We start from the raw sequence: 22,216 nt of genomic DNA on the forward strand, positions 1-22,216 counted from the left end.
TGGGCGTCGACCATTCTTCGCGTCCCTTTCGTGACGGCTCGTGCGCGCTCCGTGTTTTCGGTGCTCAGCAGTTCCAGAGTTCGGGATGCCCAAACGGGAGTTTGCCGGTCGTCAACGCTCATGTAACACTGCTCGGGCGTATCGAAATATCGTTATGCCCCGTATGGCTTGATGGTGGGGAAGGAAAAAAGTGAGGGTTGGAAGAATCAAACGAGTCATTGCCCGGTTGGCAGTGGTAATCGTGGCGATCGGTGCCCCGGCGATGGTCGTGGCGACGCCCGCCCAGGCGCAGTATGTTTCGGTCACCGCCTGGGGGCGGCTGTTTGTTGATGCGTTCGCACAGTCCATGGCCGTGTCAAGCACTTCCGGTAAAGTTTACATGAACAACGAATCGCAACAGTGGTTCATTAAGGACAACGCGCCCAACGGGCATACTATTCTGCACGCCCGGGGCTGCCTGGACAGCAACGCCGCCGGCGCTGTCTACATCTTGGGTTGCAACAACGGCGATTATCAACGGTGGCACTTCAATTTGTTGTCGAGCGACTCCACTGGAAGGCGCTACGAGATCGTGAACAAGGCGACCGGCCTTTGCCTGTCCGCATTGTCCGTGGGATTGGTAAGTACCTATTCGTGCGGCCGTAGTTCCTACGAGGTGTGGAAAATCCGTAGCTGATCTGGAGTCCTCGATAGATGTCGGTTACGCGCCTGGTGCTCGCGAGGTGCTAGGCGCGTAACCGCGATGAAAGCCGCTGTGTGGCCCGCGCCGACTCGCCACCGGGTCAGGGTCGGGAGCGGCAGCTGCGCGACCACGAAACCGATTGGGAGGCATTCCCCGTGTCACTCCTGTTCGGAGTGTTCATATTTCGGGACGTCCATAGCGAAAGTTTGCCACTCATCAGCATCTGTGCAAGACCGAACCTGGCGGCGTGGAAGGTGCGCCGCGGTGCGGTCAAGCGACGCCGTCAGCGCCTCACGCCGCGTCCCTTTGCTGAAGCCGGCAGTGGCGTCCGCACGCGTAATCCGGGTGCGGCTTGAACGGCGTTCACCACTGTTCCGGGCCCCTTGTCAACGAAGGCCCTCGCCTCCGCGATGGTTGGCGCGTCCCTGATGCCGTGGATGCGGGCGGCGGTGGATGGTCTACCTGTTGGTCGCGCAAATCTTTCCGTCATGACGGCGTCGAGTCGTTGTCCTGTGCCGCAAAGTGTCGGCAGGCCTTGCCCGCGCCGCCCCCTACCTCACACATCGGATGCCGCTGCCTGCCCGAATCTTGTTGGGATCACGTCAGTGGGCGACGTGCGCGTCGACTGACAGGGTTGTCGACGTCCCCTATTTGGGTGACGGCCGCTGTCCCTGGCGGGCTTTCTGCCTTACCAATTGACGGCATGCTGTGTCGCTTGTATGCGGGGTGCTATGGGAGGACTTGTGCACTCTTGACGGGCATGCGAAGCTCTGCCCGTAACGTGGCTGTCTCGCCCGCTTACAAGAACAAGGAGAAGTTGTGAAGGTTGGAAGGCTCAAACGAGTCATTGCCAGGTTGGCAGTGGTAATGGTGGCGATCGGTGCCCCGGTGATGGTCACGGCGACGCCCGCCCAGGCGCAGTACGTCTCGGTCAACTACTTCGGAACACTCTACAATTTCGCCACTGGTGGGATTAACGTGGTGAACGGCGACGTCCAGATGAGCACTAGCGTCCATGCCCGGTTCTGGGTGTCGGATAACCCTCCCAACGGGCATCAGATCGCGACGGGGGACGGCAATGTGTGCCTGGACAGCAACTTTGCCGGCGGCGTCTACGTGATGAGATGCAACAACGGTAAGTACCAGCGGTGGCACTTCAACGCCATTGGTTTGAGGTACGTCCCCATCTACGGAGGGATGAGGCAGACCTACCAGGTCATCAACGTGGCAACCGGCCGTTGTCTGGATGGCAACTCGTCCGATGCGTACACCCTCCCCTGTAACAACGGGGATCACCAGCGGTGGAGTTACATCGCCTGATCGGGTGAGGCCTCGGTAGTTGTCGGTTCGCGCCTGGCGCCCTTCGGTGCCAGGCCCGTAATCGAGGCAGGCGGATGAGGGCCTACCACCCGTGCCGACTCGCTGATCCGGATCAGCGCCGGGGCGACACCTGCAGGACCACGTCGAACTCCAGCAGGCTCGCGCCGGAGGCCACCGGCCGCCGCTGCTCGCCACCCTCGCCGCCGCCGGCGTGGGCGGCCCGGGACGGCCCGGCCGCCCACGCCTGGTAAGCCTCTTCGTTCTCCCATTTTGTGTAGACGAAGTAGCGCGTGTCGCCGGCCACCGGGCGCAGCAGCTCGAAGCCGAGGAAACCGGGGGAGCCCTCCACCGCGCCGGCCCGGGCGGCGAACCGCTTCTCCAGCTCCTCGCCCGCGCCGTCCGGAACATCGATTGCGTTGATCTTCACGACTGCCATGGCCCCACCCTAACCGCCGCCGCGCGAAGCGGCGGGGGTCAGCGCGGCGGAGCGACCGGGACCAGGTCGGCATCCACCACGATCGGGGCGTGGTCCGAGGGGCCCTTGCCCTTGCGGGCCTCCCGGTCCACGTAGGCGGCGTGGACCGCGTCGGCGAACGGCGCGGACGCGTACACCAGGTCGATTCTCATGCCCTTGTTCTGGTGGAACATCCCGGCGCGGTAGTCCCAGTACGTGTAGGGGTGCGGGCCCTTCATCGCCGTCGGCACCACGTCGCGCAGCCCGAGGTCGCGCAGCGCCGCGAGGGCGGCCCGCTCGGCCGGGGTGACGTGGGTGGAGGCCGCGAAGAGCGCCGGGTCCCAGACGTCGGCGTCGGTGGGGGCCACGTTGAAGTCGCCGCAGACCGCCAGCGGCAGCCCGCCGGCCAGCTCCCGCTCCAGCGCGTCGCGCAACCCGGCGAACCAGGCCAGCTTGTACGCGTAGTGCGGGTCGTCGACGGCGCGGCCGTTGGGCACGTACACCGACCAGACCCGCAGCCCGGCGCAGGTGGCCGAGATGGCGCGGGCCTCCGGTGCGGGGAAGCCCGGCTCGTCGGGGAAGCCGACGGTCACGTCGGCCAGCCCGACCCGGGACAGGATCGCCACCCCGTTCCACCGGCCGTCGCTGTGGCTGGCCACCGTGTAGCCCAGCTCGCCGACCTCGGCCACCGGGAACGCCCCGTCGGGGCACTTGGTCTCCTGGAGGCAGACGATGTCGGGGCCGGTGGCGGCCAGCCAGTCCAGCAGCCGGGGCAGGCGGGCCTTCACCGAGTTCACGTTCCAGGTCGCCAGGCGCATGCCACCAGCCTGCCCCATCCCCGCCCCGGCCGCCGGGTCAGCTCCCCGGGGTGTCGCCCGGTCGGCCCTGCTCGGCCAGGAACCGCTCCAGCTCCGCGCCGAGCTCGTCGGCGGTGGGCAGGGGACCGACCTCGGCGGCCAGCAGGTTCTTCTCGCCCCGGCCCCGGGCGAACGCGTCGTACTGCTCCTCCAGGGCCGAGACGAGGGCGGCGGCGTCCTCGGTCTGCGCGACCTGCCGGTCGATCTCCACTCGGACCACCTCGGCGGCCGAGCGCAGCCCGTCGCGGGGCAGCAGCAGCCCGGTGCTGCGGGACACGGAGGCGAGCAGCACCTCGGCGGCGGCCGGGTACTCGGTCTGGGCGACGTAGTGCGGCACGTGGGCGGAGAAGCCGAGCGCGTCGCGGCCCTGCTCGCCGAGGCGGAACTCCAGCAGGTGCCCGACGCTGCCGGGGACCTGGACGCGTTGCAGCCACGGCTCGTACCCGGAGATCAGCTCGGGTCTCGTGGCGTGCGCGGTGACCCCGGTCGGCCGGGTGTGCGGCACCGCCATCGGGATCGAGTTGAGACCGACGGTGAGCCGGACGTCCAGCCGGGCCGCCAGCCCTCCGACGGCGGCGGCGAACCGCTCCCACTGCAGGTCCGGCTCCGGGCCGGTGAGCAGCAGGAACGGCGTCTCGTCGTCGTCGTGCAGCAGGTGCACCTCCAGCGTCGGCGCGTCGTACTCCGCCCAGTGGTCCTCGACGAAGGTCATCGGCGGGCGCCGGGACCGGTAGTCGTAGAGCTGGTCGACGTCGAAGCGGGCGACCGGGCGCGCGTCGAGGGAGGTGAGCAGCTGCTCCCGGGCCAGCCGGGTGGCGCTGCCGGCGTCGACGAAGCCGGTGAGGGCCTGGATGAGGACCGGCTGCCCGAGGTCGGGCAGCTCGTCGGAGAGTTCGTAGAGCTCGTGTGGGTCGAGCACCGGTGCGGACCTCCCTGGAATGTGCCAACGGGGTGCCGTGCCGCGCACAGCTCCCGGTTCGGGGAACGTACCCGCCATCCTCGTGCATTCCTGCGTCGACGGTCTCTCGGGAAGGTTCATGATCACAATTAGGTGAACACCCCGCTCCGGCGGCTTCGCCCGTCCCTCCCGGGGCCGGACGGCCGATCGGGCGTCGGCCGAACGGGGGAGGGGGCGGTCTTCCCGGTCTTCGTGGGCGTTGGCTGCCCGGCTCGGCGTGCCTCCACCGGTCCCGGAGGTTCGTCCGGTCCGCCCGGCTCCTGCCGGGGTGGCCCGCCGACTGCCGAGTTGCCCAGCGCGTCGGGCGGAAGTGTGACGATGGCCACCCGCTGGCCCCGAGTCATCCTGATTTGCCCCGCCTAGTGTCGGCGGATGCGTGACGACGGCACCCTCGACGACCAGCAGAACCCGGGCGTGGCGGCTGGCCGTTCGGACGTTACCACCTCGTCCGAACGGCCAGCTACTACCACCGCCACCGACGGCACCCGCCCCGAGTACCACCGGATTCCTTCCCCTGGCGGTACGACTACCCGCTCCGGTCGGTTGCGTAACCTGCTCGCCCTCGGCCGTTTCGCGGCCGGTCCCGCCGCCCCCGGCGGCCCGTCGCGTCGGCCCGGCCGGACCGCGGTCGCCCTGGCCGCCGGCGTGACCTGCTGCCTCGGCCTTGCCGCCCTGGCCCAGGCCCGGCAGGAGACGGGGGCGGACACCGCTGCCCGGGCGGCCGTCGCCGACGCCGACCTGGAGCGGCGTGCCGCCGCCGACGCCGCCGACGCCGCCTCCCGGTCGCTGGACCGGGTGTCCGCGACGACCCCGTCCGCGACCGTCAGCCCGTCCGCCACCACCGCCGATCCGGACACCACCCGCGCGCCGGCCCCCCGCAAGCAGCCCGCGCGCCCGGCCGATCCCGCCCCGGTCGCCGGGCTGACCAAGGTGCAGATGGCCAACGCGAAGGTGATCGTGCGCACCGGCCGGGCGATGGGGGTGCCCCGCAGAGGGCTGGTCATCGCCGTGGCGACCGCGATGCAGGAGAGCAACCTCTACAACGTGGCCAGCGGCGTGCTGCCCGAGTCGCAGGAGTACCCGCACCAGGGGGTCGGCTGGGACCACGACTCGGTCGGGCTGTTCCAGCAGCGGGCCAGCAGCGGCTGGGGCGAGGTGGGCCAGCTCATGGACCCGGCGTTCGCCACCCGGCAGTTCCTCGCCGCGCTCCAGCAGATCCCCGGCTGGCGGGACCTGCCGCTGACCGTGGCGGCCCAGGCCGTGCAGATCTCGGCGTATCCGGACCTGTACGCCCAGCACGAGTGGCGGGCGGCCAAAGTGGTCGACGCCCACCTGGCCGCCGTGAAGTGATCCCCGGGCGCCGCAACGACCACAGTGGACGCATGTAAGTTGCCCCCACGGGGTACACATGGTGGAGGCGACCTATAGGAGGACGACATGTCAGCACTGGTTCAGCGGATCAGCCGGTTCCTCCGTTCCCCGCAAGGGCAGAAGATCGTCGATCGGGGCCGCCGCGAGATGGCGAAGCCGGAGACGCAGCGCAAGCTGAAGCAGTTGGCCTCCCGCCTGTCCACCCGGCGCTGAGCGCCGGCGCCGTCGTACCCGCACGTCACCGACCCCCGGGAGCCTCCGTGACCGACCCCGCCCCCGTCGACGGCCAGCCCAGCGCCCCCGCCCCGGAGCCGGCCGCGCCGCGCCCACCGGTGTTGGCCCCGACCGCCGCCCAGGACGCCCCGGAGGCGCCGCCGGCCCGGCTCTGGGACCGGATGCGGGAGGACCCGCAGTACGCCCCGGAGCACCTCGCCCTGGAGGCGGTGCGCCGGCTCGGGCCCGAGGCGTCCCGGTGGGCGGCGCGGGCGCGGGCGGAGCGGCCGGGCGTGCCGGCCGAGGAACTGGCCGACCAGGCGGTCCGCAAGTTCGTCAACCGGGCCCGGCTCTCCGGCGCGGTCTCGGGCGCGGCCGGGCTGCCCGGCGCGGTGCTCGACGTCGGGGTGCTGGCCTGGACGCAGGCCCGGATGGTGCTGCACATCGCGGCGGCCCACGGGGTCGACCCGACCCACCCCGAGCGGGCCACCGACCTGCTGGTGCTGCAGAAGGTGCACAAGGTCGCCGAGAGCGCCCGGCTGGCGCTGGGGGTGGCCGCCGGGCGGGAACGGGCCGGGGCGCTGTTCGGCTCCGGAGGGCAGAACGCGCTGGGCAAGACGATGATGCGGCTGGGCGTGCGGCTGGCCCAGATGGCCGGGGTGCGGGCGGCGAAGCGGGTCTTCGCCAAGGTGATCCCGGGCGCGGCGATCATCCTCGGCACGTGGGCCAACTCGTCGGCCACCAAGGACCTCGCCGAGCGCTCCCGGCAGCTCTACCGCAGCAGGGGCATCACCGGCTCGGGTGCGGGCTCGGGCTCGGGCTCGGCGTGATCGTCTGACGGGAACCGGCGCGACGCGTTGGGCGGGGTGCCGGTGAAGGTCAGACGATCGTGGCCCGGGCCCCGGGGCTCAGTAAGACGTGCGCCCGGGCTCAGTCGAAGCCGGCGGCCCGCCAGGTCGCGTCCGCCAGCCGGCCCTGCCCGGCGACGTTGGGGTGGAACCAGTCCAGCGCGTTCACCAGGTCGAGGGTGAAGCGCACCCGGTGCACCGCGCCGCCGTCGTACCGGCAGCGCGAACCGTGCGCCCGGCAGGCCGCCTTCAACTGCGCGTTGTAGGCGTCGATCCGGTCCCGCACCCTGGCCCGGCGGGCCACGGCGGCGGGCGCGGTCGAGGTCGCGTCGGCCAGCAGCGCCGGGCAGATGCCGTGCCGCCAGGCCCGCACCGCCCGGGAGTCCGTGTGCCCGACCTCCCACAGCCGGTAGAGGTCGGGGATGCTGACCACCAGCACCCGCGCCTTCGGGCGACCCTTGCGCAGCACCCGCAGGGCCCGGTCCACCTCACTGCGGAAGGTGGCCACCGGGGTCATCGCGTCGACGTCGTCGCGGCACACGTCGTTCGCGCCGATCAGCACCGTGACGTAGTCGGCGCGGTCGCGTACCGCCGCCTCGGCCTGCCCGGCCAGCGCCGCGGCCCGGGCGCCGGGCGTGGCGTGGTTGTACGCCTTCCCGCGCAGCTTCGGGTTCCGGTCGACCAGCCGCTGGTAGTGGCTGTCCACCCGCAGCCCGTCCCCGGTCGACCAGGAGTTGCGCTCGCACGAGTTGAGCATCAGGCAGGAGCCGAAGCCGGCGCTGATCGAGTCACCGAGGGCGGCCATCGCGGCCGGCGTGCCGGGCGCGGGCGACCCGCCCGGCGGCCGGGGCTGGGCGCTGCCCCCGTCCTCGCAGGCGAGCGCGACCAGGGCCGCCAGGCAGGCGACGGCGGCGACCCAGCGTCGAGGCATGATTCCCCAGTCCCGCGGCGGAGTGCGACAGCGCGGTAACCCTATGCGGGACACCGGGTCGGGAGGTGGCCTCCTGTCGGCTTTCCGGCAGTCTGCCCCGTCGTCGCCCAGCGAGTGGTAAAGGGCATGCGGTGCGGCCGGGTCGGTTAACCGCGCCCAACGGGGGTAGCCCGCAGGGATGACGAGATCGCAACCCCGACGTGCCCGCGGGACGGTGGGTCACGCGTACAGCGCGCTCAACCTTCGCCTCGCGCTCGCCGGCTTCGGGCTGGTGACCATGGTGGTCTTCGCCGGGTTGGCGTTCTGGGCCGACCTGGTGTGGCTGGGCGTGGTCTGCGCGGTCTTCGGCGCCGTCGCCGTGGTCGACCTCTTCGTCATCCAGCGCCGTCGGGCCGCGCGCCGCCGGGAGCAGCCGGGCGCGCGGCACTCGCTGTTCGAGTGACAGGAGTACGAGAATGCCCATCGCCACCACCAACCCCGCCACCGGGCAGGTGCTCAAGTCGTACGACCCGATGTCGACCGAGCAGATCGACGCGGCCATCGAGCGGGCCGACCTGGCCTTTCGGGACCTGCACCGGACCACCGTCGCGCAGCGGGGACGGTGGCTGAGTGCCGCCGCCGACCTGCTCGACGCCGAACGCGACGACACCGCCCGGCTGATGACCACCGAGATGGGCAAGACGTACGCCGCCGCGCAGGCCGAGGTGACCAAGTGCGCGTCGGCCTGCCGGTTCTACGCCGCGCACGCCGAGCGGATGCTCGCCGACGAGCCGGCCGACGCCCGCGCCGTCAACGCCATCCGCGCGTTCGTCCGGTACCAGCCGATCGGGCCGGTGCTGGCGGTGATGCCGTGGAACTTCCCGCTCTGGCAGGTCATGCGGTTCGCCGCCCCGGCGCTGATGGCCGGCAACACCGGCCTGCTCAAGCACGCCTCGAACGTGCCGCAGACCGCCCTGTACCTGGAGGGCCTGTTCCGCCGGGCCGGCTTCGCGGAGGGCGCGTTCACCACCCTGCTCGTCGGCTCGGACGCGGTGGACCGGATCCTCAGCGACCCGAGGGTGCGCGCCGCCACCCTCACCGGCAGCGAGCGCGCCGGCCGGTCGATCGCCCAGATCGCCGGCCGGGAGCTGAAGAAGACCGTGCTGGAACTGGGCGGCAGCGACCCCTTCGTGGTGATGCCCTCGGCCGACCTGGACCGGGCCGCCGAGGTCGCCACCACCGCCCGCTGCCAGAACAACGGCCAGTCCTGCATCGCCGCGAAGCGGTTCATCGTGCACACCGACGTCTTCGACGCGTTCGCCGAGAAGTTCGCCGCGAACATGGCCGCGCTGCGGGTCGGCGACCCGATGGACGCCGGCACCGACGTGGGGCCGCTGGCCAGCCCCGGCGGCCGGGACGAGGTCCACGCCCAGGTGCGGGACGCCGCCGACCACGGCGCCACGGTGCTGTGCGGCGGCGAGAAGCCGGCCGGGGACGGCTGGTTCTACCCGCCGACCGTGGTCACCGACCTGACCCCGCAGATGCGGATGTGGACCGAGGAGGTGTTCGGGCCGGTCGCCGGGCTGTACCGGGTCTCCTCGTACGCCGAGGCCATCGAGGTGGCCAACGGCACCGCGTTCGGCCTCGGCTCCAACGCCTGGACCACCGACCCGGACGAGCAGGAGCGCTTCGCCACCGACCTGGACGCCGGCAGCGTCTTCGTCAACGGGATGACCACCTCGTACCCGGAACTGCCCTTCGGTGGGGTGAAGAACTCCGGGTACGGCCGGGAGCTGTCCGCGCTGGGCATGCGCGAGTTCTGCAACACCAAGACCGTCTGGGTGGGCCGGGGCGAGGCGTCGGCCGGCGCCGGGGCGCACGCCGAGTAGCGATTGGCCGGACCCCGTCATGGGTAGGAGGTGCGTTCATGACGGTGTTCGGCTTCCACGCGTCCCACGAGCAGATCCACCCGGCCAAGCTGCTGGAGGCGGTGATCCACGCCGAGCGGGCGGGCTTCGACGCCGCCATGTCCTCGGACCACTTCTCCCCGTGGAGCGCCCGGCAGGGCGAGTCCGGGTTCGCCTGGTCCTGGCTCGGCGCCGCCCTCCAGGCCACGAACCTGCCCTTCGGCGTGGTCAACGCGCCCGGCCAGCGGTACCACCCGGCGATCATCGCGCAGGCGATCGGCACCCTCGGGGCGATGTACCCGGGCCGGTTCTGGGCGGCCCTGGGCACCGGCGAGGCCAGCAACGAGCACATCACCGGGGACGCCTGGCCGCGCAAGGACGTCCGCACCGCCCGGCTGCGCGAGTGCGTCGACGTGATCCGGGCGCTGCTGGCCGGCGAGGAGGTCAGCCACGACGGCCTGGTGACCGTCGACCGGGCGAGGCTGTGGACCCGGCCCGAGGAGCCGCCCGCGCTGATCGGCGCGGCCGTCAGCGTGGCCACCGCCCGCTGGTGCGCCGAGTGGGCCGACGGCCTGATCACCGTGAACGCCCCCACGGATCACCTGCGACAGATGATCGACGCCTACCGGGACGCGGGCGGCCGGGGGCCGCTGCACCTCCAGGTGCACGTGAGCTGGGCGCCCGACCAGGCCGAGGCCGAGGCCCTCGCGTACGACCAGTGGCGCAGCAACGTGTTCGCCCCGCCGATCTGCTGGGACCTGGAGACGGCCGAGCACTTCGACGCCGTCTCCGCCGACGTGCCGATGGCGAAGGTCACCTCGACGGTCAACGTCTCGGCCGACCCGGGCCGGCACGTCGGCTGGCTGGAGGAGTACCTGGAGCTGGGCTTCGACCAGATCGCCCTGCACCACGTCGGGCAGGAGCAGCGGGCCTTCATCGACACCTTCGGCGCCGAGGTGCTGCCGAAGGTGCGGGCGGTGTGATGCGGGTCGGGCTCTAGGCTCGTACCCCATGGAGTCACTGTTCGAGGTCGTCGTCTTCCTCGCGATCGCGACGCTCGGCGCGGCGCTGGCCCGCAAGCTGGGCCTGCTCGCGCCGATCGTGCTGGTGGTGGTCGGCCTCGTGCTCTCCTTCGTGCCCGGCTTCCCCCACGTCCGGCTCGACCCGGACCTGGTGCTGGTGGGCATCCTGCCGCCGCTGCTGTACGTGGCGGCCCTGGAGACGTCGGTGCCGGCGTTCCGGCTGAACCTGCGGCCGATCCTGCTGCTCGCCGTCGGGCTGGTGATCTTCACGGCGTTCGCCGTCGGCGTCGTCGTGCACGCGCTGCTGCCGGCGGTGCCGTTCGCGGTCTGCCTGGCCCTCGGCGCGGTGGTGGCCCCGCCGGACGCGGTGGCCGCCACCGCGATCGCCCGGCGGATCGGGCTGCCCCGCCGGGTGGTGACCATCCTCGAGGGCGAGAGCCTGATCAACGACGCCACCGCGCTGGTGCTGCTGCGGGTGGCCACGATGGCGACGATCGGCACCTCGGTCGGGGTCGGCGACGTGGCCTGGGAGGTGGTGGCCGCCACCGGCGGCGGCATCCTGGTCGGGCTGGCCGGCGTGGTGGTCTTCGGGTTCCTGCACAAGCGGATCAGCGACGCCGTGCTGGACAACGCACTGTCGCTGATCGTGCCGTTCGCGGTGGTCTTCGCCGCCGAGGCGATCCACGCCTCCGGGGTGGTCGCGGTGGTGGTGACCGGGCTCGGGATCGGGCACAAGATGCCGCTGCTGATGTCGGCGGCCTCCCGCCTCCAGATCGGCGCGTTCTGGCGACTGACCCGGTTCCTGCTGGAAGGGCTGGTCTTCCTCCTCGTCGGCCTGCAACTGCGCGAGGTGGTGCGGGACCTCGACGAGCCGTTCGGCTTCCTGATCGCGATCACCGCGGCGGTGCTGGCGACCGTCATCGTGGCCCGGTTCGTCTGGCTCTTCCCGGCCACGTACCTGGCCCGGCTGGTGCCCCGGGTCCGGCAGCGCGAGACGGGGGCGTCGGTGAAGTTCCCGATCGTCATCGGCTGGGCCGGGATGCGCGGCGTGGTGACCCTGGCCGCCGCGCTGGCCCTGCCGCTCACCCTCGCGCAGGACCGCCCCTACCCCCGGGAGCTGTTCATCTGGCTGGCCTTCGCCGTGATCGTGGTGACGTTGGTCGCCCAGGGCGCCACCCTGCCGGCGGTGGCCCGCCGGCTCAGGCTGCCGCCGGACGACCCGATGCAGGACGCGCTCTCCGCGGCCGGCGTCCAGCAGCAGGCCAGCCGGGCCGCCCGGGAGCGGCTCGACGCGCTGGCGGACAGCGCGCCGAAGGCCGTCGTGGACCGGCTGCGCCGAGGGCTGGAGGAGCGCACCAACCTGGCCTGGGAGCGGCTGGGTGGCGTCGATCGGGAAACCCCGTCCCTGGCGTACGGTCGGCTGCGGCAGGAGATGATCGACGCGGAGCGGGAGGTGTTCCGGGCCGCCCGCGACGCCGGCCGGATTCCCGAGGAGGTGCTGGTGCGGGCCTACCGTGACCTGGACCTGGAGGAGTCGTTGCTGCGACAGGAGACCGATTGATGAGCTGTCAGCATCTCACCGAGGCGGGTGCCGTCGAGCCGCTGACCACGGCGGAGTGCCCCGACTGCGTTGCCGTCGGCAACGACGACTGGGTGCACCTGCGGGCCTGCCTGGCCTGCGGGCAGGTCGGCTGCTGCGACTCCTCGCCGTACCAGCACGCGACGAAGCACTTCGAGGCCACCGGGCACCCGGTGATGCGCTCGATCCAGCCGGGGGAGACGTGGCGCTGGTGCTTCGTCGACGAGGAGATCGGCTGACGGCTCTCGCGCCCCGTGGTCGGCTGACGCCTCTCGCCGTGCGTGGTCGCCTGGCGTTTTCGATGATCGTCTGATGTCTACCGACACTCCGCCCGGCGTGTCGTCTCCGTAACCGTCAGACGATCATGGTTTCCGACACGGCTCGTATGACGCAACCGTTATGCGGCGGATCGACCGAGGCCGATCTATTGTCGACGCACATCGATGGAGGCGGCAGCGCCGCCGTGATCCAGAGGAGTGCGCGTGATCCGACGACACCTGCTGCGCACGGTGGGAGCCGTGGCCGCGGTGGTCCTGTCCGCGGCCGGCATGCTGGCCGCCACCGGCACCAGCGCGTCCGCCGTCCGCACCGTCTACTACGACGCCAGCCGAACCGGCGAGTTCCGCACCAACTTCGACCAGGCCGCCCAGATCTGGAACAGCAAGGTCAGCACCGTCCGGCTGCTGCCCGCCACCCCGGGCAACATCACCATCTACGTCGACAACGGCTGGCCCCGGGCGCAGACGACGTCGCTCGGCAACGGCCGGGTGTGGATGGGCTGGGAGGCGGTCAACCAGGGCTACAACCGGACCCGGATCGCCACCCACGAGATCGGCCACATCCTCGGCCTGCCCGACAAGCGCACCGGGCTCTGCACCGACCTGATGTCGGGCAGCAGCGCGCCGGTGTCCTGCACCAACGCGAACCCCAGCGCCGCCGAGGCGTCCCGGGTCAACTCGCTGTTCGCCGGCAGCCTCGCCGCCGCGTCGATCGCCGAGAAGACGTACGTCTGGAACGGCGAGGAGGCCGACGGGGACATCACGCCGAACATCGTCGGCGGCGTCACCGCCTCGGAGAACTACTCCTTCCTGGTGTACAGCTCCGGCTGCACCGCCTCGCTGATCAAGGCCAACTGGGTGGTCACCGCGAAGCACTGCCCGACGCCGGCCTCGGTGCGGGTGGGCAGCACCAACCGCACCAGCGGCGGCACCGTCGCCTCGGTGAGCCGGGCGGTCAGCCACCCGTCGATCGACGTCAAGCTGTTCCAGCTCGCCAGCTCGGTCAGCCACGCGCCGGCCACGATCCCGACCACCTCGGGAGCGGTGGGCACCGCCACCCGGATCATCGGCTGGGGCCAGACCTGCCCGACGTCCGGCTGCGGCTCCGCGCCGACCGTGGCCCGGGAACTGGACACCTCGATCGTGGCCGACAGCCGGTGCAGCGGCATCAACGCCACGTACGAGATCTGCACCAACAACACCGGCGGCGTCGCCGGCGCCTGCTACGGCGACTCCGGCGGCCCTCAGGTGCGCAAGGTCAGCGGCGTGTGGAACCTGATCGGCGCGACCAGTCGGGCCGGCAACAACAACTCCACCTGCGCCACCGGCCCGTCCATCTACGGTGACCTCCCGTCGATCCGCTCGTGGATCAACACCCAGGTCGGCGGCCTCCCCGCCTGATCCTGGCGGGTCACCGTGTTGCAGCGTCACCGGGTAACCCGCGTCACCGGGTAACCCGCGTCACCGCGTCACCCGGCGTCACCGCGTCACCGGGGCGCCCGCTCCTCCCGTAAGTCGAGGGGAGCGGGCGCCCCGGCCCCGTGCAGGGCAAAGCCGGTTGTTGCCCGGGTGGCCACTTGGTGGGGTGTCGGGCATGGAACCGGTACGGGTGCGAGCCGCGACGGTGGGGAACTTGTTGCGCTTCAGCGGATCGAGGTGGACTCGGGGGAACCGTTCCGCGAGATCGGGATGGCGGAGATTGCCGACATGCCACCGCTGCCCCTGGCCGCCCTCGCCGCGTACCGGCATGCCGGCCGTGTCTGGGTGGCTGCCACCCCGGCAGCGGATCTGTCCGCCGTCCCGGCCGTTGCCCGGGCTGGTGAGCCGGGCGGCGGTCCGGGCGCTGACCCGGCGGGCGACCCGGTCGCCTTCGTGGTGGTCGATCTGGTCGACGGTGCCGCCAATGTGCAGCAGCTCAGCGTGCACCCGGACCTCGCCCGACGTCGCATCGGAGCCGTCCTGCTCGACCACGTCTCCGCCTGGGCCGCCGGGCGAGGGCTGCCGGCGCTCACGCTCACCACCTTCCGCGCCGTGCCGTGCCGTGGAACGCGCCGTACTACGCCCGTTACGGCTTCCGGAAACTGGAACCGGACGAGCTGACGCCGGGCCTCGCCGCGATGCTGGCCGCCGAGGCGGCACTGGGGCTCGACCCGGCAGCCCGGCTGGCGATGCGCCGCCCGGCGCCCTGACCCCGCCCCGCCCCGCCCTGACCCCGCCCCGCCCCCGCCCCGCCCGCCGCTTCCAAGACCCGTCGCGGCGAATGACTCGTGCAAATACACGGAATTCGTGGCTCTGCAGCGCGGAAAGGCCACTAATTCCGTGAATTTGCGCGGGCGGGGCGGGGCGGGCGCGGTGGGCGCGGGCGGGGCGGGGCGGGGTGAGCTTGCCGTCTGGGGTGGGGTGGGGTGGGGTGGGGGGTTAGGAGAGGGTGCAGGGGGAGTTGTTGATCGTGATCAGGGTGGGGGCGGGGTTGGCGCCGCCGGCGGTGGTCGCGTTGAAGCCGAAGGTGGCGGTGGCGCCCGGGGCGATTCGGGCGTTGTACGACTCGTTCCTGGCCGTCACCGTGGCCCCGGACTGGGTCACCTTCGCCATCCATGCCTCCCGCACCCGCTGGTCACCGGTGAACGCGAACCGGGCGGTCCAGCCGTTCACCGTGGCGGGGCCCGTGTTGCGGATGGTCACCTGGGCGGTGAACCCGGTCCCGCCCTGCCAGGTGCCGTAGTTGGTGTACGTCACGGCGCAGGTCGGGGCGGGGACGGCCGCTGCGTCGTCCTGGTCGGCGAGGAACGAGGCCAGCCAGGCCAGCGCCGAGTTCCAGTTGATCGCCACCTCGTTGGTCGAGTACGAGTTGATGTCGTCGATGTAGCAGAACTGCGGCTCGCAGCCGGCCAGCAGGTTCGCCGAGAACGGGTCCTGGAGGGCGGCGTTCGCGCCACCGGCGAGTGAGCCGACCGGCGGGTTCGGCAGGGTCGGGTCGAACTGGTTGCCGTACATGCGGCTGTGCTGGTTCCGCGCGGCGTGCTCGCCCCAGCCGGTGACGTACGAGATGTTGAGCGCGTTGCGGCCGAACAGGTAGTCCGCCGCCTGCACCGCCCCGTCCCGGTATTTCGCGTCCCGGGTCAGGTCGAAGGCGGTGCCCAGCACGGCCGCGTTGTTGGCGATGTTGCCGTTGGCGCCCCAGAAGTAGCTGGCGGCGTCGCCGGGCATCGGCAGCCCGTACGCCTGGCCGCGCAGGATCTCCAGGTAGCGGTCGGCGGCGGCGGTCACCGAGGCGCGTGCTCGGTTCCGGTCGACGGTGGGCAGGCCGCTGGGCACGGTGGCCAGGTCGAGCCGGCCCAGCGCGGCGACGCCCTGCCAGCCGAAGCCCTGGTCGCCGAAGACCGCGCCGGTGTGGTGCCTCGAAGCGGTCACGTCGGTCAGGTACGCCGGCTGACCGGTGGTCAGGTACAGCTCCGCCGCGGCCCAGTAGAACTCGTCGCTGACGTCGGTGTCGTCGTACGCGCCGCCGCCGGTGGAGTCGGCCGGGCTGGCGTACACCGCAGGGTGGGCCTTGGCCGCCGCGTACGCGGTCTTCGCGGCGGTGCCGCAGCGGGTGGCGAACGCCGTGTCGTACGGGGCGAACAGCCGGGCGCACTGGGCGGCGACGGCGGCCAGGTTGAGGGTGGCGGCGGTGGACGGCGGGTGCAGCTCGCGCGGCTGCGGGTCGGCGGCCGGGTCGAGCGGCAGGCCGGTCCAGTTCCTGTCGTGGATCTTGTGGTGGGCCATCCCGGCCAGCGGCTTGCCGGCCGGCACCTGCATGCGCAGCAGGAACTCCAACTCCCAGCGAGCCTCGTCGAGGACGTCCGGCACGCCGTTGCCGCGCTCGGGCACCCGCAGCGAGCCGTCGGCCAGGCCCGCGCCGCCGTCGGCGGTGGCCGCCGTCTTGGTCCGCTCGAAGGCGTTCAGCAGTTGGTAGGTGGCGATGCCGCCGTTGACCACGTACTTGCCGTGGTCGCCCGCGTCGTACCAGCCGCCGCGCACGTCGAGGGAGTAGTCGCAGACCCCCGGCTGGCAGGGCACGCTGGTGTCGCCCTGGTTGGGGGCGACGCCGAGGTGGCCGGCGGGGCGGGCGTACTCGTCGCCGACCAGGGCGCCGTCGATGGCGATGCCGCTGCGCTGGATGTAGAAGAACTGGAGGGCGTCGGCGCGCAGCTTGTCGTAGAGCGTGCCGGAGATGTCGAACGGGTGGCTGGTCTCGCCGTCGGCGACCAGGGTGTAGCCGGTGCCCGGGGTGCGGTACGCGGAGAAGTCGACGGTCTGCACGTTCTGGCCGGATGCCCCGTCGACCCCGCGCGGGGTGCTCCGCCCGCCGGCCACCACGACGCCGGCGGCGGAGCGGAGCTGCCAGTCGAGGGGGTCGGTGGCCTCGGTGACCACGGTGGCGTTCTTGGGGCCGCCGGGCAGGTAGCCGACCTGGTTCACCCGCACCCGGGGGCCGGTGTCCGGCTCGTACGGCTGGGGCGGCTCGCCGCCGCGTAGCGAGACGTTGTCCAGGCAGATCGTCTGCTCGGCGGCGGCACCGCCGACCTGGAAGATGAGCTGCGCGCCGGGGTTGTCCTCGCCGGCGGTGAAGGTCTTGGCGAAGTGCTGGCTGCCGCTGGTGGCGGCGGCGTCCACACTGGCGTACTGCGTGTAGGGGGCGGCCCCGAGCTGGAGGACGGCCCTGACGTTCGCCCCGGGGGTGGCGGAGAGGTCGAAGGCCAGCTCGTACTCGGCGCCGGCTTTCAGCGGCACGGCGTCCTGGCCGATGCCGGCGTCCCAGGGGTTGGCGAGCCCGCCGGGGACGGTGGCGCAGAGCCGGCCGTCGGTGACGCCGAGCGGGCCGGTGCCGTAGGAGAACCAGGGGGCGACGCCGGCGCCGAAGTCGCCGTTCTTCAGCTGCTCGGGGGCGTCCGGTGGGACCTCGGCGTGGGCCATGCCGGCGGTGGTGCCGGTGAGGGCCAGGGTGGTCGCCGCGGCGAGCGCCGCGAGGCGGCGTCGACGGCGTCGGGATGGCGTCACGGGGGTTCCTTCCGGGGGACGGGTCGCACCGATTCTGGGAGCGCTCCCAATATCGCTCCGATATTTCCAGCGGGTGTCCGCCGTGTCAATCGAGGAGGCTGGATTTATCGGGCCGGATTCACCGTCGGCCCGGCCCGCCCACGTGAGATTCGCCGCGCCACGCGACGTCGTGGCGATCTCCTAGAGACAACTGCGCCCTCCAACTGGCAGGCTGCGTCCCATGACCCTGAAGCTGCGTTCCGTGGGGGTGAGTGACCGCGGGCTGATTCGCAGCGGCAACCAGGACGCCATGCACCCCGGCGCCTGGCTCGTCGCCGTCGCCGACGGCATGGGCGGGATGGCAGCCGGCGACCTGGCCAGCCGGATCGCGATCGACGCGGTCGGGCCGCTGGACCTGGCGACCCCGGAGGACGCCCTGGTCGCCGCCCTGCAGCGCGGGATCGAGGTGGCGACCGCGGGGATCCGCGAGGCGGTGCGGGAGGACCCGGAGCGGCAGGGCATGGGCACCACCCTGACCGCACTGCTCTTCGCCCGGACCGGAAGCTGCCTCGCCCTCGCCCACGTCGGCGACTCCCGCGCCTACCTCTACCGGGAGGGGGTGCTCAAGCAGATCACCCGGGACGACACCTTCGTGCAGATGCTCGTCGACCAGGGTGTGATCACCGTCGACCAGGCCGCGAGCCACCCCCGCCGGGCCGTGGTCACCCAGGCGTTGCAGGGCGAGGAGGTCTCCCCGTCGTACGCGACGATGGTGCCCCGGGCCGGCGACCGGTGGCTGCTGTGCAGCGACGGCCTGTCCAACGTGGTCCGTTCGGACACCCTTACCGAGGTGCTCGGCGCCCACCCGGACCGGGACGAGTGCGCCCGGCGGCTGATCGACCTGGCGCTGCGCGCCGGCGGCCCCGACAACATCACCGTCGTCGTCGCCGACGTGGTCGCCGAGGACTGACCAGCCCCTGCGCACCGCCCGGCCAGGGCCGGCCAGGCCAGAACCGGTCAGATCCGGCCCCGCGTGGCCGGTGGGTGCGGCGGCGCGGCGGGTGGGTGCGGCGGGTCAGTGGCGGTGCGGCAGGTCAGTGGCGGTGCGGCGGGTCAGCGACGGCGCGGCCGGTGGGTGCGGTGGGTCAGCGGCGGCGCGGGGCGGCCCGGCGGGTGGGCTCGGCCGTGGTCGGGTCCTCCGGCCAGGGGTGCCGGGGGTAGCGCCCGCGCAGCTCGGCGCGGACCTGTGGGTAGCCGGTGCGCCAGAACGAGGCCAGGTCGGCGGTGACCGCCACCGGGCGGCCGGCGGGGGAGAGTAGGTGCAGCAGCACCGGCACCCGCCCGCCGGCGATCCGGGGCGCCTCGGCCCAGCCGAAGGTCTCCTGAAGCTTTACCGCCAGGACCGGGGCGGCCGGGTCGGCGTAGTCCACCCGGACGCGGGAGCCGCTGGGCACGGTGAGCCGCTCCGGGGCCAGCTCGTCGAGCCGGGCGGCCTGCTGCCAGGGCAGCAGCCGGCGCAGCGCGGCGGTGACGTCGACCCGGGCCAGGTCGGCCCGGCGTCGGGCGGCGGCCAGCTCCGGGCCGAGCCAGGCGTCCACCCCGGCGAGCAGCGCCTCGTCGCCCACGTCCGGCCAGTCCGGGCCGAGGGCGTGCCGGCAGAACTCCATCCGCTCGCGCAGCGCCCGCGCGGCCGGGGTCCAGGTCAGCAGCGTCAGGCCGGCGCGGCGCAGCCCGTCGCGCAGCGCCTCGGCCACCAGCGCCGGCTCCGGCCGGACCAGCGCCCGGGCGACCAGCTCGATCGCGCCGAGCCGGACCACCTCCCGGGCCACCACGTCGCCGCCGGACCAGGTCACCTCCCGCGCGGAACGTAGCAGCGGGCCGCCGGCCTCGCGGGCCGTCGCCTCGTCCAGGCCCGTGGCCAGCCGGATCCGGGCGGTCGGCGCGCCGGGGGAGCGGTCGGCCACCGCGATGGCCAGCCACGTCACGCCGGTCAGCCCCGAGCCCGGTGCCAGCTCCGCCTCGGTTCCGCCTGCCATCAGGTACGCCGACCCGCCGGCCCGGCGCACCCGGGCCAGCCGCTCCGGGTACGCCAACCCGACCAGCAGCCCGGCGGCGAGATCGTCGGGCAGCCGGCCCTCCCCGCGTTCCCGACCGGGCGCACGGCCGTCCGGGTCGCGGGAGGCGTCGCGGGAGGTACGGCCGTCCGGGTCGCGGGGCGGGCGGGACGGGTCGAGGGCCGGGCCGGCGGAACCGTGCGGTCCCCCCGACCGGCCGGTGTGCTCCGCGGGCCGGCGGTCGTCCGCCCCGGGGGGCAGGGCGGCGCGGAGCCGGCGCACCTCGGCACGCCAGCGGGCAGTGGTGCCCGGGTCGGCGCCCGAGCGCAGCCGGCGCCACCCGGTGGTCAGGTCGTCGCCCGGCCCGACGACGGTGTCCTCGGCGAGCAGCGCCACCACCTCGGCGGCCCGGTCGGCGCCGACCACCGGCGCCCCGTCCAGCAGGGCCCGGGCCAGCCGGGGATGCGCCCCCGCGCCGGCGATCGCCCGTCCCCGGGCGGTGATCCGGCCGGCCGCGTCCAGCGCGCCGAGGGTGGTCAGGGTCTCCCGGGCCACCGTCATCGCGGCGGCCGGCGGGGGGTCGGGCAGGGCCAGCCCGCTGCCGTCCGGCTCGCCCCAGGCGGCCAGCTCCAGGGCGAACCCGGTGAGGTCGGCGGTGGCGATCTCCGGCTCCGGCTGCGCGGCGAGCCGGGCATGGGTGGCCTCCGACCAGCACCGGTACACGTGCCCGGGGGCCTCCCGGCCGGCCCGGCCGGCCCGCTGGGTGGCGGCGGCCCGGGACACCTGCACCGTGACCAGCGCGCCCAGGCCCCGGGCCAGATCCATCCGGGGCACCCGGGCGAGCCCGGCGTCGACCACCACCCGGACCCCGGGCACGGTGAGGCTGCTCTCCGCCACGGCGGTGGCCAGCACCACCCGCCGCCGGTCGGCGGGGCGCAGCGCGGCGTCCTGCTCCGCCCCGCGCAGCCGGCCGTGCAGCGGCAGCAGGGCGACGGAGCCCCGCAGGTCGGCCAGCCGGCGGGTCACGGCCGCGATCTCGCCCACCCCGGGCAGGAAGACCAGCACGTCCCCGTCCCGCTCGGCCAGGGCCCGGCGTACGGTGGCCGCGACGTGGTCCAGCAGCGCCGGGTCGACGCGGCCGGCCCCGGAAGGGGTGACCGGCCGGGGCGGCGGGGCCCAGACCCGGGTCACCGGGTGCAGGGCCGAGGCGGCCTGGATCACCGGGGCCGGCGTGCCGTCGGCGCCGAGCAGCGCGGCGAATCGGCCCGCGTCCGGGGTGGCCGACATGGCCGCCAGCCACAGGTCGGGGCGCAGCGTCGCCCGCGCCTGGACGGTGAACGCCAGCGCCAGGTCGGCGTCGAGCTGCCGCTCGTGGCACTCGTCCAGCAGCACCGCGTCGACCCCGGGCAGCTCCGGGTCGTGGTGCAGCCGGCGTACCAGCAGGCCGGTGGTGACCACCTCGACCCGGGTGGCGGGGCTGACCCGGCGCTCGCCGCGCACCGCGTACCCGATCCGGTCGCCCACCCGCTCGCCGAGCAGGGCGGCCATCCGGTGCGCCGCCGCGCGGGCGGCCACCCGGCGGGGCTGGGCGATCACCACCCGGCCGGCGACCGCCCCGGCCACGGCCAGCGGGGCGAGGGTGGTCTTCCCGGTGCCCGGGGGCGCCACGAGGACCGCGCCGCCGGCCGTGCGCAGCGCGTCGAGCAGCGCCGGCAGCACGGGCCGGATCGGCAGGTCGAGGGACACGTCGGCGAGCACGTCTCCTACTGTCGCACCGGCGGCGGCGGCGTCAGCAGGCGCGTACCGCGTCGAGGCCAGAGGTTGCCCGTGGACATGCCGGGCCGGCGGGTGGCTGCATCGAGGGTCATCCCTGGGTGTTCGCGCAGCTGGCCGAAGTTTCCGGGCGGTGCGGCGGCGGCGGACGGTCGGGCCTGCGGTCACCCTCCGAGTCCGTCGCGACAAGATCCGCAGGTCGCATGTGTACGGAGTGCAACTGCCAGGACGGGGAGTTGCGTTGCAAACAGAGGGCGTGCATCCTTTCACCCGGCGTCGATCTGTTGTGGACAATCCGTTCAGGAGGCTCGTTTGCTCACCGCCGACGAGTTCTATCTGATCGCCCACAACGACAGCCGGGGCCGGGCGAAGCTGCATCCCAGCGCGGCGGGCATCTGCCTGGCAGCCGGGCTCCTCGGCGAGTTGGTCCTGTCCGGCCGGATCTCCGTCAGCGCCGGCAACGTGACGGTGGTGGACCGCCGCCCGCCGGACGACGCCCTGGCGCACACCGTGCTGGACCAGCTGATCGGCGAGTCCCAGCACCAGTTGGTCCGCACCTGGCTGAGCTTCCTCGGGCAGTCTGCGGCAACGTCGGTGGCGGAGCGGCTGGCCCGGGCCGGGGTGCTGCACCGGCAGGAGAGCCGCCGGCTGCTGCGCACCACCATCGGCTACGTGCCGATCGACCTGAACGCGGTGGCCTGGCCGGCCACCCGGCTGCGGGCCCTGCTGGACCGGCCGGAGCCGCCGGCCGTGCCGGACGCGCTGCTCTTCGGCCTGGTCTCCGCCGCCGGGCTCACCCGCGAGGTGCTGTGGAACGCCGGCCCCCGCGCCCACCAGCGGCTCGGCGTCCTCATCCCCGCGTTGCCCCCGCCGCTGAAGGAACTCGTCGCGCACGCCGAGGCCGCCGTGGGCGCGTCGGTGCTGCGCGGCACGCCCTGACCGGCCGGGCCCTCACCCCTCCCTGGAACCGG

At 73.1% G+C, this 22,216-nt stretch carries 21 protein-coding genes and 3 pseudogenes; 16 read left to right on the plus strand and 8 right to left on the minus strand.

Translation table 11 applies throughout. The features are described from left to right. The first annotated feature begins 241 nt into the window (after positions 1-241). Together GVV04_RS25385 and GVV04_RS25390 are read left to right on the plus strand one after the other, a co-directional pair. Positions 242-676 carry an RICIN domain-containing protein gene (locus GVV04_RS25385; protein WP_161691202.1) on the plus strand — a complete coding sequence of 145 codons (435 nt, stop codon included), beginning with the start codon at positions 242-244 and terminating at the stop codon, positions 674-676. Positions 677-1,501: 825 nt separating this feature from the next. Further along, positions 1,502-2,002, plus strand: coding sequence for an RICIN domain-containing protein (locus GVV04_RS25390; RefSeq protein ID WP_161691204.1), 501 nt, complete (start codon positions 1,502-1,504; stop codon positions 2,000-2,002). Positions 2,003-2,114: 112 nt separating this feature from the next. Here the strand turns inward: GVV04_RS25390 and GVV04_RS25395 are convergent, their stop codons facing one another. Genes GVV04_RS25395 through GVV04_RS25405 form a run of 3 tightly spaced genes read right to left on the minus strand, consistent with a single transcriptional unit; the run spans position 2,115 to position 4,232 of the window. Beyond that, positions 2,115-2,438 (minus strand): antibiotic biosynthesis monooxygenase family protein, encoded by a 324-nt coding sequence (locus tag GVV04_RS25395; protein ID WP_161691206.1) that lies wholly within the window; start codon positions 2,436-2,438, stop codon positions 2,115-2,117. 38 nt (positions 2,439-2,476) lie between these two features. Continuing rightward, positions 2,477-3,274: an exodeoxyribonuclease III gene (locus GVV04_RS25400; RefSeq protein ID WP_161691208.1), complete on the minus strand. Its 798-nt coding sequence runs from the start codon at positions 3,272-3,274 to the stop codon at positions 2,477-2,479. A gap of 37 nt (positions 3,275-3,311) precedes the next feature. Next, the gene (locus GVV04_RS25405; protein WP_161691210.1) at positions 3,312-4,232 is read right to left on the minus strand and encodes a proteasome assembly chaperone family protein; all 921 of its coding nucleotides are present in this window, start codon (positions 4,230-4,232) and stop codon (positions 3,312-3,314) included. Positions 4,233-4,643: 411 nt separating this feature from the next. On the opposite strand from GVV04_RS25405, the gene GVV04_RS25410 reads away from it, so the two are divergent. The 3 genes from GVV04_RS25410 to GVV04_RS25415 all read left to right on the plus strand — a co-directional run bounded on the left by GVV04_RS25410 (position 4,644) and on the right by GVV04_RS25415 (position 6,685). After that, positions 4,644-5,621: a peptidase M23 gene (locus GVV04_RS25410; protein WP_161691212.1), complete on the plus strand. Its 978-nt coding sequence runs from the start codon at positions 4,644-4,646 to the stop codon at positions 5,619-5,621. Positions 5,622-5,708: 87 nt separating this feature from the next. After that, complete coding sequence (locus GVV04_RS32340; RefSeq protein WP_201754126.1) at positions 5,709-5,855, plus strand: hypothetical protein; 147 nt, start codon at positions 5,709-5,711, stop codon at positions 5,853-5,855. 47 nt (positions 5,856-5,902) lie between these two features. Beyond that, entirely contained in the window at positions 5,903-6,685 is a 783-nt protein-coding gene (locus tag GVV04_RS25415) for an EcsC family protein (protein WP_161691214.1), read from the plus strand. Between the two features lie 100 nt (positions 6,686-6,785). Here the strand turns inward: GVV04_RS25415 and GVV04_RS25420 are convergent, their stop codons facing one another. Then, a complete protein-coding gene (locus tag GVV04_RS25420; protein WP_161691216.1) occupies positions 6,786-7,634 on the minus strand; it encodes a GDSL-type esterase/lipase family protein in 849 nt (282 codons plus the stop codon). Between the two features lie 178 nt (positions 7,635-7,812). Here GVV04_RS25420 and GVV04_RS25425 point away from each other — a divergent pair, with 178 nt between their 5' ends. From GVV04_RS25425 to GVV04_RS33490, 7 genes and pseudogenes are all read left to right on the plus strand, one after another. Continuing rightward, the gene (locus tag GVV04_RS25425; protein WP_161691218.1) at positions 7,813-8,076 is read left to right on the plus strand and encodes a DUF6343 family protein; all 264 of its coding nucleotides are present in this window, start codon (positions 7,813-7,815) and stop codon (positions 8,074-8,076) included. Between the two features lie 13 nt (positions 8,077-8,089). Then, complete coding sequence (locus tag GVV04_RS25430; protein WP_161691220.1) at positions 8,090-9,502, plus strand: NADP-dependent succinic semialdehyde dehydrogenase; 1,413 nt, start codon at positions 8,090-8,092, stop codon at positions 9,500-9,502. A 38-nt stretch (positions 9,503-9,540) separates the two neighbouring features. Further along, positions 9,541-10,503, plus strand: a complete 963-nt coding sequence (locus GVV04_RS25435) for a TIGR03885 family FMN-dependent LLM class oxidoreductase (protein ID WP_161691222.1) — start codon at positions 9,541-9,543, stop codon at positions 10,501-10,503. A gap of 28 nt (positions 10,504-10,531) precedes the next feature. Next, positions 10,532-12,103, plus strand: a complete 1,572-nt coding sequence (locus tag GVV04_RS25440; protein ID WP_161691224.1) for a Na+/H+ antiporter — start codon at positions 10,532-10,534, stop codon at positions 12,101-12,103. Continuing rightward, complete coding sequence (locus GVV04_RS25445; protein WP_161691225.1) at positions 12,103-12,360, plus strand: UBP-type zinc finger domain-containing protein; 258 nt, start codon at positions 12,103-12,105, stop codon at positions 12,358-12,360. The genes GVV04_RS25440 and GVV04_RS25445 overlap by 1 nt, the downstream gene beginning before the upstream one ends. A gap of 309 nt (positions 12,361-12,669) precedes the next feature. Then, positions 12,670-13,077: pseudogene (locus tag GVV04_RS34115) on the plus strand (snapalysin family zinc-dependent metalloprotease); the annotation flags it as partial. Positions 13,078-13,110: 33 nt separating this feature from the next. Beyond that, positions 13,111-13,800 (plus strand): S1 family peptidase, encoded by a 690-nt coding sequence (locus GVV04_RS33490; RefSeq protein ID WP_328822582.1) that lies wholly within the window; start codon positions 13,111-13,113, stop codon positions 13,798-13,800. 78 nt (positions 13,801-13,878) lie between these two features. Here GVV04_RS33490 and GVV04_RS32345 read toward each other — a convergent pair whose 3' ends face one another. Further along, entirely contained in the window at positions 13,879-14,370 is a 492-nt protein-coding gene (locus tag GVV04_RS32345; protein ID WP_201754127.1) for a hypothetical protein, read from the minus strand. On the opposite strand from GVV04_RS32345, the gene GVV04_RS34565 reads away from it, so the two are divergent. Then, on the plus strand, positions 14,275-14,499 hold the full coding sequence (locus GVV04_RS34565) for a GNAT family N-acetyltransferase (protein ID WP_328822583.1): 225 nt from the start codon (positions 14,275-14,277) through the stop codon (positions 14,497-14,499). The two genes, GVV04_RS32345 and GVV04_RS34565, sit on opposite strands and share 96 nt — an antisense overlap. Continuing rightward, complete coding sequence (locus GVV04_RS32350; RefSeq protein WP_201754128.1) at positions 14,436-14,588, plus strand: hypothetical protein; 153 nt, start codon at positions 14,436-14,438, stop codon at positions 14,586-14,588. Before GVV04_RS34565 ends, GVV04_RS32350 begins: the two co-directional genes overlap by 64 nt. 229 nt (positions 14,589-14,817) lie before the next feature. Here GVV04_RS32350 and GVV04_RS25460 read toward each other — a convergent pair whose 3' ends face one another. After that, the gene (locus tag GVV04_RS25460) at positions 14,818-17,439 is read right to left on the minus strand and encodes a glycoside hydrolase family 9 protein (protein ID WP_161691229.1); all 2,622 of its coding nucleotides are present in this window, start codon (positions 17,437-17,439) and stop codon (positions 14,818-14,820) included. A 220-nt stretch (positions 17,440-17,659) separates the two neighbouring features. On the opposite strand from GVV04_RS25460, the gene GVV04_RS25465 reads away from it, so the two are divergent. Beyond that, on the plus strand, positions 17,660-18,388 hold the full coding sequence (locus GVV04_RS25465) for a PP2C family protein-serine/threonine phosphatase (protein ID WP_161691231.1): 729 nt from the start codon (positions 17,660-17,662) through the stop codon (positions 18,386-18,388). A gap of 175 nt (positions 18,389-18,563) precedes the next feature. On the opposite strand, the pseudogene GVV04_RS34845 reads toward GVV04_RS25465, so the two are convergent. Beyond that, positions 18,564-19,550: pseudogene (locus GVV04_RS34845) on the minus strand (ATP-dependent helicase C-terminal domain-containing protein); the annotation flags it as partial. A 174-nt stretch (positions 19,551-19,724) separates the two neighbouring features. Further along, positions 19,725-21,230 (minus strand): annotated as a pseudogene (locus tag GVV04_RS34850) (helicase-related protein); the annotation flags it as partial. A 327-nt stretch (positions 21,231-21,557) separates the two neighbouring features. Between GVV04_RS34850 and GVV04_RS25475 the strand changes: the two are divergent. Beyond that, a complete protein-coding gene (locus GVV04_RS25475; RefSeq protein ID WP_161691235.1) occupies positions 21,558-22,184 on the plus strand; it encodes a GOLPH3/VPS74 family protein in 627 nt (208 codons plus the stop codon). The last annotated feature ends 32 nt before the right edge of the window (positions 22,185-22,216 follow it).

Source organism: Micromonospora rubida (genome assembly GCF_009908295.1).
Classification (GTDB): Bacteria; Actinomycetota; Actinomycetes; order Mycobacteriales; family Micromonosporaceae; genus Micromonospora; species Micromonospora rubida.